The sequence below is a fragment of the Bradyrhizobium sp. UFLA01-814 genome, assembly GCF_046718885.1.
Lineage (GTDB): Bacteria > Pseudomonadota > Alphaproteobacteria > Rhizobiales > Xanthobacteraceae > Bradyrhizobium > Bradyrhizobium elkanii.
In genome coordinates, this window is sequence record NZ_JAQOSR010000010.1 from 31,644 (window position 1) to 45,062 (window position 13,419).

Annotated in this window: 10 protein-coding genes; 4 read left to right on the top strand and 6 right to left on the bottom strand. The window is 62.9% G+C overall.

What is annotated here, in order from left to right:
* Positions 1-76: 76 nt before the first annotated feature.
* From gyrA to PMN64_RS05130, 3 genes are all read right to left on the bottom strand, one after another.
* On the bottom strand, positions 77-2,803 hold the full coding sequence (gyrA, locus tag PMN64_RS05120) for a DNA gyrase subunit A (RefSeq protein WP_411779928.1): 2,727 nt from the start codon (positions 2,801-2,803) through the stop codon (positions 77-79).
* 224 nt (positions 2,804-3,027) lie between these two features.
* Positions 3,028-3,426: a DUF2306 domain-containing protein gene (locus tag PMN64_RS05125; protein ID WP_028340750.1), complete on the bottom strand. Its 399-nt coding sequence runs from the start codon at positions 3,424-3,426 to the stop codon at positions 3,028-3,030.
* Between the two features lie 257 nt (positions 3,427-3,683).
* Positions 3,684-4,175, bottom strand: a complete 492-nt coding sequence (locus PMN64_RS05130; protein WP_028340751.1) for a single-stranded DNA-binding protein — start codon at positions 4,173-4,175, stop codon at positions 3,684-3,686.
* Positions 4,176-4,624: 449 nt separating this feature from the next.
* Between PMN64_RS05130 and PMN64_RS05135 the strand changes: the two genes are divergently transcribed.
* From PMN64_RS05135 to PMN64_RS05150, 4 genes are all read left to right on the top strand, one after another.
* Positions 4,625-5,371 carry an outer membrane protein gene (locus PMN64_RS05135; RefSeq protein ID WP_076828596.1) on the top strand — a complete coding sequence of 249 codons (747 nt, stop codon included), beginning with the start codon at positions 4,625-4,627 and terminating at the stop codon, positions 5,369-5,371.
* Positions 5,372-5,628: 257 nt separating this feature from the next.
* Positions 5,629-6,288 carry an outer membrane protein gene (locus PMN64_RS05140; protein ID WP_304500299.1) on the top strand — a complete coding sequence of 220 codons (660 nt, stop codon included), beginning with the start codon at positions 5,629-5,631 and terminating at the stop codon, positions 6,286-6,288.
* Between the two features lie 368 nt (positions 6,289-6,656).
* Complete coding sequence (gene uvrA, locus PMN64_RS05145) at positions 6,657-9,644, top strand: excinuclease ABC subunit UvrA (RefSeq protein ID WP_411779929.1); 2,988 nt, start codon at positions 6,657-6,659, stop codon at positions 9,642-9,644.
* A gap of 26 nt (positions 9,645-9,670) precedes the next feature.
* Positions 9,671-10,915: a TIR domain-containing protein gene (locus PMN64_RS05150; RefSeq protein ID WP_411779930.1), complete on the top strand. Its 1,245-nt coding sequence runs from the start codon at positions 9,671-9,673 to the stop codon at positions 10,913-10,915.
* 164 nt (positions 10,916-11,079) lie between these two features.
* Here the strand turns inward: PMN64_RS05150 and PMN64_RS05155 are convergent, their stop codons facing one another.
* The 3 genes from PMN64_RS05155 to PMN64_RS05165 form a co-directional block, all read right to left on the bottom strand.
* Entirely contained in the window at positions 11,080-11,412 is a 333-nt protein-coding gene (locus PMN64_RS05155; RefSeq protein ID WP_411779931.1) for a PRC-barrel domain-containing protein, read from the bottom strand.
* Positions 11,413-11,862: 450 nt separating this feature from the next.
* Positions 11,863-12,801: a cytochrome D1 domain-containing protein gene (locus tag PMN64_RS05160; RefSeq protein ID WP_411779932.1), complete on the bottom strand. Its 939-nt coding sequence runs from the start codon at positions 12,799-12,801 to the stop codon at positions 11,863-11,865.
* Positions 12,802-12,803: 2 nt separating this feature from the next.
* Complete coding sequence (locus tag PMN64_RS05165; protein WP_411779933.1) at positions 12,804-13,343, bottom strand: SRPBCC family protein; 540 nt, start codon at positions 13,341-13,343, stop codon at positions 12,804-12,806.
* Positions 13,344-13,419: the final 76 nt, after the last annotated feature.

Sequence of the window (13,419 nt, forward strand, 5' to 3'; positions counted from 1 at the left end):
GACGGACGCCGCGTCAACAGCCCCGGATTTCGCTTCGCTTCATCCGGGCTACAGGAAATTCAACGGCCCGGCGGCGCTAGCCGCCGTTGCCGTTCTCGCCGTTTTCCTCTTCCGGAATGTGCTCGACCGAGACCACGTGCTCGTCCTCGGCGGTGTCGAACACGATCACGCCCTGGGTCGAGCGGCCGGCGACGCGGATGTCGGCGACCGGGCAGCGGATCAGCTGGCCCTTGTCGGTGACCAGCATGATCTGGTCGGCGTCCTCGACCGGGAACGACGCCACCAGGTTGCCGTTGCGGTTGTTGACGCTCATCGCGACGATGCCTTTGCCGCCGCGGCCGGTGGTGCGGTACTCGTAGGACGAGGTCCGCTTGCCATAGCCGTTGACCGAGACGGTCAGCACCACCTGTTCGGCCGCCGACAGTTCGGCATAGCGCTCCTGCGACAGCTGGATCGCATTCGCGGTCTCCTCGCCCTCGGCCTCGACCGGCTCCTCGGCCGCGGCCTCGCCGGCTACGGCGCGGCGCATCTTCAGGTAGGCCGAGCGCTCGTCCGAGGTGGTCTCGACATGGCGCAGGATCGCCAGCGAGATCAGCTTGTCGGCCTCGGCCAGCGCGATGCCGCGCACGCCCATCGAGGTGCGGCCGGTGAAGACGCGCACATCGGTGACGGGGAAACGGATGCACTGGCCGCCTGCGGCGGTCAGCAGCACGTCGTCATGCTCGGTGCAGATCTGGACGTCGACGATCGCCTCGCCTTCCCCAAGCTTCATGGCAATGATGCCGGAACGGCGCACGTCGACGAAGTCGGACAGCTTGTTGCGGCGAACGGTGCCGCCGGTCGTTGCGAACATCACGTCGAGATTGGCCCAGGAGGATTCATCCTCCGGCAGCGGCATGATCGTGGTGATACGCTCTCCCTGCTCCAGCGGCAGGATATTGATCAGCGCCTTGCCGCGCGCGTTCGGCGCCGCCATCGGCAGCCGCCAGACCTTCTCCTTGTAGACCTGGCCGCGCGACGAGAAGAACAGCACCGGCGTGTGCGTGGAGGCCACGAACAGGCGCGAGACGAAATCCTCGTCGCGGGTCTGCATGCCGGCGCGGCCCTTGCCGCCGCGGCGCTGCGCCCGGTAGGTCGACAGCGGCACGCGCTTGACGTAGCCCGCATGCGACACGGTGACGACCATGTCCTCGCGCTGGATCAGGTCCTCGTCCTCGACCTCGCCTTCCTGCTCGATGATCACGGTCTTGCGCGCCGTCGCGAACTGCTGCTTCACCTCCGCCAGCTCGGTCTTGACGATGCCCTGCACGCGGGCACGCGAGCGCAGGATGTCGAGATAGTCGGCGATCTCGGCCGCCAGCTTGTCGAGCTCTTCGGAAATCTCGTCGCGCCCCAGCGCGGTCAGGCGCTGCAACCGGAGATCGAGGATGGCCCTGGCCTGCTCCATCGACAGCCGCAGCGTGCCATCCTCGTTGATGCGATGCCGGGGATCGTCGATCAGCGTGATCATCGCCTCGACGTCGCGCGCCGGCCAGTCGCGCGACATTAGGGCCTCGCGCGCGGTGTTCGGATCGGGCGAGGTTCGGATGACACGGATGATCTCATCGATGTTGGCGACCGCGATCGCGAGGCCGACCAGGATGTGGGCGCGATCGCGCGCCTTGCCGAGCAGGAACTTGGTCCGCCGGGTCACCACCTGCTCGCGGAACGCGACGAAGATGGTGAGCAGGTCCTTCAGATTCATGGTCTGCGGACGGCCGGAATCCAGCGCCAGCATGTTGGCCGGGAAATTGGTCTGCAGCGGCGTGAACCGGTAGAGCTGATTGAGCACCACGTCGGGCACCGCTTCGCGCTTCAGCTCGATGACGACGCGATAGCCGTCACGGTCGGACTCGTCGCGCAGGTCGCCGATGCCTTCGATCTTCTTCTCTTTCACGAGATCGGCGATGCGCTCGACCATCGTCGCTTTGTTCACCTGATAGGGAATCTCGGTGATGATGATCGCTTCACGGTCCTTGCGGATGGTGTCGATCGTCACCTTGCCGCGCATCACGATCGAGCCGCGGCCGAGGTGGTAGGCGCTGCGGATGCCCTGACGGCCGAGGATCACGCCGCCGGTCGGGAAGTCCGGTCCGGGAATGATGTCGATCAGCTCGTCGATCGTGAGCGCCGGATTATCGATCAGCGCCACGCAGGCGTCGACGACCTCGCCGAGATTGTGCGGCGGAATGTTGGTCGCCATGCCGACGGCGATGCCGCCGGCGCCATTGACCAGAAGGTTCGGGAACCGGGCCGGCAGAACCGACGGCTCTTTCTCGGAGTTGTCGTAGTTCGGCTGGAAATCGACGGTCTCCATGTCGATGTCGGCCAGCACGGCCAGCGCCGCCTTGGTCAGCCGCGCTTCGGTATATCGATAGGCCGCCGGCGGATCGCCGTCGACCGAACCGAAATTGCCCTGACCGTCGATCAGCGGCACGCGCAGCGAGAAATCCTGCGCCATGCGGACCATCGCGTCGTAAATCGACTGGTCGCCATGCGGGTGATATTTACCGATCACGTCGCCGACGACGCGGGCGGATTTCACGTATTTCTTGTCCGGCGTATGTCCCTGCTCATGCATCGAATAGAGGATGCGCCGGTGCACCGGCTTGAGCCCGTCGCGCGCATCGGGCAGCGCACGCGACACGATCACGCTCATCGCGTAATCGAGGTAGGACTTCTTCATCTCGTCGAGAATGGAAACGGGACGAATATCTGAGGGTCCCGGCGGCTCGCCGGGCTTGTGGTCGTCGTTATCGGACAAAGGGGAAATCCGGTCAGTTCTACTGGGGAATCATATAGACCATCGAAGGCCTGATAACCACCCTTGCGCGGCTCCGGCAAGCCGTTTTTCCCTTCGTTTTTTCATGCACTTACGGGTGGAGCGCCGAGGTTCCGGCTGCTTGGTCGGGAAGCGCGTAGCGAATGGCGAATAGCGAATGGAAAAATCCCTGTTCGCCACTCGCCATTCGCTACTCGCCTCTCCCGTCAATGACCGAAAACCACCGCATGCATGATCCGCCCGGGCATGAAGGTGAACAGTCCTGCGATGAGCAGTGCGCCGAAGAAGATGCCGATCATCGTGAACCTGTGGCGGCGGACATCGTGGCTCCGCGCCGCCGTCACGCCGAGCACCAGCATGGCGAGCGAGAAGATCGACAGCAGGTGGATCGGGCTCCAGGGACCGACCAGCTGGATCTGATGGATCCAGAACGAGCTTCCGGCGACCACCAGCATCAGGATCACCCAGATCCAACCCAGGGTCCGGTGCGGCAGCGTGCCCTTGGGGGCGGCGAGCTGGATGGAGCCGAGCACGAAGGCGGCCATCGCGGCAAAGGCATGAAGCGGGATCGCAGGCGCGGCGTCGAGCAATGGCGCGAGGCTCATGATGGCGGCCCTCGAGTGAAGCTCGCGGCCAGACATCAAATGCCGCAGGTCAATGTAAATATCATTTACATCAGCCTGTGTCAAAGTTCAGGGAACCCGCATCACCGCACGTGTACCACCGCCGTTCTAGCAGATGGTTACGGGGTTATCCTCATAATCCACACGAGGAGATTGCCGCCCCGGATCGCAACGACCGTTCCGGGAAATGATCTTCACGGAACGGCGCCTGACGGAATGGATAAAGGCGCGACGTCCCCTCAGAACGGGATGTCGTCGTCCATGTCGCTGTTGCGGCTGCCGCCGCCCGCGGCGACGGCGCGGCGCGGCGCCGAGCTGACCGGTCCGGACGAGCCGAAATCGCTACCGCCATCATCGGAGAAGCTGCTGCCTCCGCCGCCGCGCCCGTCGAGCATGGTGAGGTTGGAGTTGAAGCCCTGCAGCACGACTTCGGTCGAGTACTTCTCGACGCCGCTCTGGTCGGTCCATTTGCGGGTCTGCAGCTGACCCTCGATGTACACCTTGGCGCCCTTCTTCAGATACTGCTCGGCGACCTTGCAGAGGCCCTCGTTGAAGATCACGACGCGGTGCCACTCGGTCTTTTCCTTGCGCTCGCCGGTGCCCTTGTCGCGCCAGGTTTCCGAGGTGGCGATGGAAAGGTTTGCGATCGGACGGCCGTCCTGCGTCCGCCGGATTTCCGGATCCTTGCCGAGGTTTCCCACCAGGATCACCTTGTTCACGCTTCCTGCCATCGCATCATCTCCACTCAAAAACCGGGCGTCCGGACATCGGTCGCCACTCTCAACCTTCGCCACTTACGTCGCAGGCGTCGTGGATGACCCTATACGCCGGTGCCGGCTCGCCGCCTTTGCCGTCGCGCCGGTTATCCACGATATTCGAGATATAGCATCGCATCCGGAATTGTTCCAGTTTTGTTCGCCACAACCAGCCGTAGAAGTGGCCAGTGCGGACGGAGCGGCAGTCGATCTCGGCACAGGCGGACGCCTAGCAGCGGGATCTAGAAAAACAACAAACAAATCAGTAGCTTGCCTTATCGTTACTTCTTCCGCGAGTGTTGCATTTGGGAGACGGCGTTTCCGGTTGAATCAGCGTATAGCTACCAACCATGGCGCGGGCGCTCGCGTCTGGGATCGTGCTTCGGGACCGTTTGGAAGCCGATCGGGGAGTTGGGGGACTGATAATGAAGAAGTTTTTGCTCGGTACGGTTGCTCTGATTGCGTTTGCTGCACCTGCAGCGGCCGCCGATCTCGCTGCGCGCCCCTACACCAAGGCGCCGCCGCCCGTGGTTGCCCCGATCTATGACTGGACCGGTTTCTACATCGGCGCCAACGGCGGCTGGGGCTCGAGCCACAATTGCTGGGACCAGCTCCCGGCCGGCATCTTCCTCGCCTCGGACGGTTGCCATGATGCAACGGGCGGCGTCGCCGGTGGCCAGATCGGTTATCGCTGGCAGGCCGGCGCCTGGGTGTTCGGCCTTGAAGCGCAGGGCGACTGGGCTGACCTGAAGGGCAGCAACAACAGCGCGATCTTCCCGGGCCTGTTCACCAACCAGTCCAAGATCGACGCGTTCGGGCTGTTCACCGGCCAGATCGGTTACGCCGTCAACAACGTGCTGCTCTACGCCAAGGGCGGCGCGGCGCTGACCGACAACCGCTTCAACACCTACTTCACCCCGACCGGCGTGCTGGTCGGCAGCGCAAGCGACACCCGTTGGGGCGGCACCGTCGGCGCCGGCATCGAAGTTGGCTTCGCGCCGAACTGGACCGCAGGCATCGAATACGACCACCTATTCATGCAGGACAAGACCTACAACCTGATCGCCCCCAACGGCACGCTGAACAGCACCATCCGTGATCGTCAGGACGTCGACCTCGTTACCGTCCGCGTGAACTACAAGTGGGGTGGCCCGGTCGTTGCGCGCTACTGAACGCGCGAAGCCGATTGATCCAGACGAAAGGCCGGCCTCGCGCCGGCCCTTTTTGTTTGTGCGCCGGCTTCATTGCGTGTGCGCGTGCGCCTCACCGCGGCCGTTTTCGGTGCATTGTGGTTTCGCGGATACACAACTTCCGGCATTTCTCTGTAGAAGCACCGGCACGTCACGCGACACTGCTGTGACGCTCTCTTCAAAATCTTTGAAGGGACAACAAGAAAATGGGCAAGAAAAACGGGACTCGGACTTTGAAAATCAGGAATGTTTTGCTGGCATCGGCCGGCTTGTTTGCACTGAGCGCTTTTGCACCGGCGATGGCCGCCGACATGGCGGCACGCGCCCCCTACGTTAAGGCTCCGCCGCCGGCCGCGATCTACAACTGGACCGGCTTCTACGTCGGTGGCTTCGGCGGCTACGCCAGCGAGAACTCCGGCACCCCGAGCATGGAAGGCGGCTTCGGCGGCGGCACCATCGGCTACAACTGGCAGGCCGGCAACATCGTGTACGGCCTCGAGGTCGACGCTGCAGGCGCTGACATCGACGCGTCGGTCTCCGCCCTTGGCGTCACGGCCCGCAGCAAGATCGACTCGCTCGGCACCGTGCGCGGCCGCCTCGGCTTCGCCGTCGACAAGGTGCTGTTCTACGGCACCGGCGGCTACGCCTGGGCCAACAACGAGGTCAGCGTCACCGCACTCGGCGTGACCGCCTCGCAGAGCAACTTCCACTCCGGCTGGACCGTCGGCGCCGGCGTCGAGGCGTTCATCGCCCCGCAGTGGTCGATCAAGGGCGAATACCTGTATCGCAGCCTCGACAGCGAGAACTATTTCGGCGTGCCGTCCGGTACGCTCGAGCTGCACAGCGCCCAGTTCGGCGTCAACTATCACTTCGGCGGCCCGATCGTCGCCAAGTACTGAGCCAGAGCGAATTGCTGACCGCCATTCGCGGTCCGATCGCACCGAAAGGCCGGCCTCGCGCCGGCCTTTTTGCGTAAGAGCGTTTTCGAGCGAAGTGGATTCCGGTTCGCGTCAAGAAAACGCGTCAAAGCAGAAATTCAGAGCCCCCGTTTCGATGCCATCGGAACGGGAAAAGGCTCTAGCGGAACCGGCGCTGCTGACGGCTGCTGCCATCAGGCAAACTATCCGTTGATGGACGCGACTCAGCACTGGAAATTGTCGACCGTTCTTCCTACGTTCCAGTCTTCACACCCCATCGGCGCAAGGTCCCGGCATCACCGGCGATGCGCGCCCAAAAGGCGCCCAAGCATGCGCCCGGAACTGTCGCTATGGATGAAGTGCTCAAGGCGAAGCGCCAACAGAACGCCGGCTCCTCATCGCGTGCCATCACGATCCGTGGCGCGCGCGAACACAATCTGAAGAACATCGACGTCGAGATTCCCCGCGACAAGCTCGTGGTGTTCACCGGCCTGTCCGGCTCCGGCAAGTCGTCGCTCGCGTTCGACACCATCTATGCCGAGGGCCAGCGCCGCTACGTCGAATCGCTGTCGGCCTATGCGCGCCAGTTCCTCGAGATGATGCAGAAGCCGGATGTCGACCAGATCGACGGCCTGTCGCCGGCGATCTCGATCGAGCAGAAGACCACGTCGAAGAACCCGCGCTCCACCGTCGGCACCGTCACCGAGATCTACGACTACATGCGCCTGCTCTGGGCGCGCGTCGGCGTGCCCTATTCGCCGGCCACCGGCCTGCCGATCGAGAGCCAGATCGTCTCGCAGATGGTCGACCGCGTGCTCGCGCTGCCGGAAGGCACCCGCCTCTATCTGCTGGCGCCGGTCGTGCGCGGCCGCAAGGGCGAGTACAAGAAGGAGCTCGCCGAGTATCTCAAGAAGGGCTTTCAGCGCGTCAAGATCGACGGCACCTTCTACGAACTGTCCGAGGCGCCCGCGCTCGACAAGAAATTCCCGCACGACATCGACGTCGTGGTCGACCGCATCGTGGTGCGTCCCGACCTCGCCCAGCGCCTCGCGGAAAGCTTTGAGACCGCGCTGAAGCTCGCCGAGGGCCTCGCCGTGATCGAATACGCCGATGCGCCGGCGGCGGCCGCGCAGGACGACAAGAAAGAGGACAAGAAGAAGACCGCGAAGATCCACGACAAGAGCGGGCCCGAGCGCATCCTGTTCTCGGAGAAATTCGCCTGTCCGGTCTCCGGCTTCACGATCCCCGAGATCGAGCCGCGCCTGTTCTCGTTCAACAACCCCTATGGCGCCTGCCCGGCCTGCGGCGGCCTCGGCGTCGAGCAGCATATCGACGAGGATCTGGTCATCCCCGACAAGGACCTGACCTTGCGCAAGGGCGCGATCGCGCCCTGGGCGAAATCGTCCTCGCCCTATTACATCCAGACCCTGACCGCGCTCGGCAAGCACTACAAGTTCACGCTCGACACCAAGTGGAAGGACCTCACCAAGAAGGTCCAGAACGCGCTGCTGCACGGCTCCGGTGACGACGAGATCAAGTTCTCCTATGAGGACGGCGTCCGCTCCTACGACACCAAGAAGCCGTTCGAGGGCGTCATCACCAACATCAACCGCCGCTACCGCGAGACCGAGAGCGAGTGGGCGCGCGAGGAGCTCGGCAAGTATTTCTCCGACGTGCCCTGCGCCGGCTGCAACGGCCACCGGCTGAAGCCGGAAGCGCTGTGCGTCAAGATCGGCGGCAAGCACATCGGCGAGATCTCCGAGCTCTCGGTCAAGCGCGCCGGCGAATGGTTCGAGACGGTGCCGGAGGCGCTGAACGCACAGCAGAACGAGATCGCGACGCGGATCCTGAAAGAGATCCGCGAGCGCCTGACCTTCCTGCTCGACGTCGGCCTGAACTACCTGACGCTGTCGCGCTCGTCCGGCACGCTGTCCGGCGGCGAGAGCCAGCGCATCCGCCTCGCCTCGCAGATCGGCTCGGGCCTCACCGGCGTGCTCTACGTGCTGGACGAGCCGTCGATCGGCCTGCACCAGCGCGACAATGCCCGCCTGCTCGACACCCTGAAGCGGCTGCGCGACCTCGGCAACACCGTGGTCGTGGTCGAGCATGACGAGGACGCCATCCGCCTCGCCGATTACGTGCTCGATATCGGGCCCGGCGCCGGCATGCATGGCGGCCACATCGTCGCCGAGGGCACGCCCGACCAGATCATGCGCAACCCGAAATCGCTGACCGGCAAGTATCTCACCGGCGAGCTGTCGGTTGCGATCCCCGACCGGCGGCCGCCGAACCACCGGCGCACCATCAAGGTCGTCAACGCCCGCGGCAACAACCTCAAGAACGTCTCGGCCGAGATCCCGCTCGGCCTGTTCACCTGCGTCACCGGCGTGTCCGGCGGCGGCAAGTCGACGCTGCTGATCGACACGCTGTACCGCGCCATCGCCCGCAAGCTGAACAATGCCAGCGAAGGCGCGGCGCCGCACGACCGCATCGAGGGCCTCGAGCACATCGACAAGATCATCGACATCGACCAGTCGCCGATCGGCCGCACGCCGCGCTCCAACCCCGCGACCTATACCGGCGCCTTCACGCCGATCCGCGAATGGTTCGCCGGTCTGCCCGAAGCGAAAGCGCGCGGCTACGAGCCCGGGCGCTTCTCCTTCAACGTCAAGGGCGGCCGCTGCGAGGCCTGCCAGGGCGACGGCGTCATCAAGATCGAGATGCACTTCCTGCCCGACGTCTACGTCACCTGCGACACCTGCAAGGGCAAGCGCTACAACCGCGAGACGCTGGAGGTGCTGTTCAAGGGCAAGAGCATCGCCGACGTGCTCGACATGACCGTCGAGGAAGCCGCCGAATTCTTCAAGGCGGTGCCGCGCGTGCGCGAAACCTTCCAGACCCTGCACCGCGTCGGCCTCGACTACATCCATGTCGGCCAGCAGGCGACGACGCTTTCGGGCGGCGAAGCCCAGCGCGTCAAGCTCGCCAAGGAGCTGTCAAAGCGCGCCACCGGCCGCACGCTCTACATCTTGGACGAGCCGACCACCGGCCTGCACTTCCACGACGTCGCAAAGCTCTTAGAGGTGCTGCACGAGCTGGTCGCCCAGGGCAATACGGTGGTGGTGATCGAGCACAATCTCGAAGTCATCAAGACCGCCGACTGGGTGATCGACATCGGCCCCGAAGGCGGCGACGGCGGCGGCGAGATCGTCGCCTGGGGCCCCCCGGAGGACATCGTCAAGGCGCCGCGCAGCTACACCGGCAAATTCCTGGCGCCGGTGCTGAAGAAGGCGAACAGCAAGCCGCGGAAGAGCTCAGCGAGCGAGGCGGCGGAGTAAGCGAGTACAGCGGCACGCATTTCGGCATGAAGACGTTTGAGATTTTCTGCAGCTATGCGCACGCCGACAATGATGACGGCTGGATCGAGAAGTTTGTGCAGGAACTTTCTTCTCTGTGCTCGAAGCTCGCTGGAGAACGTGTCACCGTATTCCTCGACCGCGAAGCGATGATCACTGCTCAGATTTGGGAAGAAAAGATCAAAGCCGCTCTAGATGCCAGCGGCGTAATGATAGCGGTCCTATCGCCTTCGTACATACGGTCGAACTGGTGTCTGACCGAATGGCAAATATTTGAAGCGCGCGAAGGCCAGGCGAGAAAAGTCGGCTTACTTTCCGAAGATCAAGGCCTCGTCTTTCCGCTACTCTTGTATCCATTTGATCGCGGGAGGTTCAACGCCGAACAAGAAGCCTTCCTCAGCAAGGTCAAAAAGCGGCAATGGCTGGACGTTTCGTCCCAACTTCCCGGCACGCCGATACGTCCGGAGCAACTCAGACGATTAGCAGAATCGATCCTAGACGTTTTAACCAGCACCGATGATATGCGACGTCAGAAGATCGATGCCCCAAATATCTCGCAGGGCATAATTGTTGACCCAAGATTTGATCTAGTATGGTCAAGCTTGGTCAGCCCATCAGAGCTTACTTATGATGAGGCCATCAGGTACGTAGGTGAACTGAACATCGATGGTATCCAAGGTTGGCGCCTCCCCTCAAAGGACGAGCTTCTGTCGCTAGTATCTGAAACCGAGATCGCGAAGAGTCCCGAACAGCGAACACCACCAGTTCTGCGCGAACCATTTAATTCTCAGCGCTTTGGATATTTGCACTCAGGAACATTAGTACCCACTCGCCGGTCAAATTTCATTATGAACGTTCGCAATGGGCATCTCTTCGACGGCGGAGGGAGCTTGGCCCGTGTGCGAGCAGTTCGCTCTCGCACATCCACTATGCCTAGCGCTATGTACGTCTTGTTTCGGAACGCTATTCTGTTTGAAAGAACAGTTGTTTGTACCTTCCAAGGACGCGAACGTCGCTTTGTACCTCACATAATCGGCAAGAATAAAGTTGGCGAGGAGGTTATTCTTGCGTGGGAACTTCCGTACGAAGGCAATGAGGCGAATCCGCAATGGCGCTGTCTAAGGCTGGCAAATCTAACTGGCGCCCGCACTGAGGAACACCACTCACCTAAAGCCGTTCAGCCTCACTCCGGACAGCTCTGCGTGAGCAACATCGACCTCGATATTGACGTTCACATCAGAAATAAGACGTAAAGTACCTAAGGTTTTTGAACCTTGGCTGGTGCATTCGGCTCGGGAGGATCAGCAAGTGGCCCGGATGAACGAAGCGACATACGGGGGTTGACAGAACAAAGTTGATAGCTCCCGCATGTCGCTTCGCTCATGCGGGCTACAAAAACCGCTCTCTCACCTTCGCACTACACCGCCCAGTAATTCGGGTGCGTATACGACTGCGAGCGGTCGCCCCAGTCGAACTCGTCGCCGTCGAACTCTGATGGTCCTGACCGCAGGTCATCCAGCGTCACCTCGACCTCGAAGGCCTGGCGCACAGGATCAAATCGCAGCGCGGTCCATCTGACGGGATAGTGGTGGTGGGTGCTCAGCACGCCGCCGGTCTTGATGATGGCATAGGCCACCGTTCCGCTCACCTTGTCGAGCATCAACCGCTCGATCGACCCAAGTTTCGTCCCGTCGCGCCCGAAGACGCAGACGTGCTCGACCCGGTCACTGGGCACCAAGGTATGATGCATGGCATCCTCCCTGTGTTTCCTCGCATTTACTCGATAATATATGCCTGCCGCGCTGGTGAGCCAATGGGTCGCAACTCGGCGACAGGCCGTAGGGCGGGTTGGCCCTACTGCGTCATCCCAAGTCAACGAGTTGCACGAACGCCGGTGACAAGCTCCATGCAATGACGACGAAAGGGAGCACCCGACAAATCCTATCGCGCGTCGGCGGGCATCTATTCTATTTCTGAATAATAGAAACATATCACTGATTTGCCCGACGCGTCAAGTCGCTTTTCCGGGTGCCGGCAGCAACCTGCTACTTTGCATGGGGTTGTTTTCGATATTTTGGGACGTGCACCTTTGCTTCATCGCTTCTGCTCGAAAATTGCTATGCAATTTTGTCGCGAGCTTTCGCAATGACGACCAAGAGAGTATCTGACACAGTGAGGCTAACCCACCTACGCACTGCCCCTACTCCGTCCTTCTCAGAAACGCCCCGAAAGCGCGCGGGCCGTCGCCGACCTTGACCTCGCCAATCACCTTCATCTCGGCGGCATCGATCACGCTCAGCGTGTTGCTCTCCCAGTTCGCGACCAGGATGCGCTTGCCGTCGGCGGTCGCCTCGATGCCTTCGGGGTAATCGCCGACCGTGATCCGCTTCACGGGCTGCAACGTCGCGAGGTCGAACACGCTGACCTTGCCGTCATACTGGTCGGTGACGAAACCGCGGCCCTGCGCCAGCGCCACCGCATAGGGGCGCAGGCCGACCGGCACGCGGCCGATCTCGCGGGCGGTCGCGATGTCGATCACCGAGACGTCGTTGGTGCCGACATTGGCGGTGTAGGCGCGCTTGCCATCGGCATCGATCGTGACGCCGAACGGCCGCGTCCCGACCTTCACGATCCCCCTCCGCTCGCGCGAGGCGGTGTCGATGATGGAGACGCTGTCATCGTCGCGATCCGCCGACAGCAGCAGCAGTCCATCCGGCGTCACCGCCAGCCCGGACGGCGATGCACCGACCGCAATACTCGCGGCGACACGGCGCTCTCTGCTGTCGATCACCCGCACCGCGGCGGCATACCAGTCGGCGACATAGACCGTGGCGCCGTCGGGCGCGACCGCAATGCCGAGCGGCCCGCCGCCGACATCGACCCGGCCGACGACCTTTCGCGTCGACGCGTCGACCACCGTGACCGCCTTGGCATCCGGGCTGGTCACATAGGCGAAGCGGCCGTCATTGCTGACGGCAACGCCGGCAGGCTTGCCGCCGATCGCGATGGTCGCGACCGGCTTCGAGGTCGCGAGATCGACCACCGTGAGGTCGTCGCTGAGCTGGTTGGTGACGAACGCCTCCTCGGCGCGCGCGGCGCCGAGGCTGGCAAGCAGCGCGAGGAGCGCAATCGCGCGCACGCTCAGGTCCCGCTCTCGATCTTCTTCTTCAGCGCTTCGAGCCCGGCCTTGTAGAGCCCGCTCACCGCCTTCACCGCGGCCTCGTCGGTCAGCTCCGGCGGCGGATCATTGTTGGGAAAACCGCGGTAGAACGCGCCGGCCCATTCCAGCTTCGACTTGCCGTCCGGCGCCGGCGACACCGTCAGCGTCGAGGAATAATTGGTGACCGGCAGCACCTTCACGTCGACCGCCGTGATCCGGTACGAATAGCTCATCATCTCCGGTTCGTATTTGTAGAGTTCCTCGTCGACGGTGGCGCCGGGCCCCAACGTCAGCCGCCGCGTGGCGCCGATCTCGTTGCCCTTCTCGCCCTCGGTCTTGGTGACGCCGGCGAGCCAGCTCATGTCCTGGAAATTGCCGATCACCGCCCACACCTTCGCCTGCGGCGCGTCGATCTCGATCGATTCCCGCACCTTCTGGCGGGTCGGCCCGTGAGCCCACGCGGCCCCCAACACAGCCAATGCCGCCACCACGACGCAAGCTCGCGCGATCGTTCGCCTCATCCTTGTTCTCTCCCGATGTGTGTCGGCCATCCGCCGCCTGGCGCATGCCGCAGTTTATGGTCCGGGTTCTAGACTA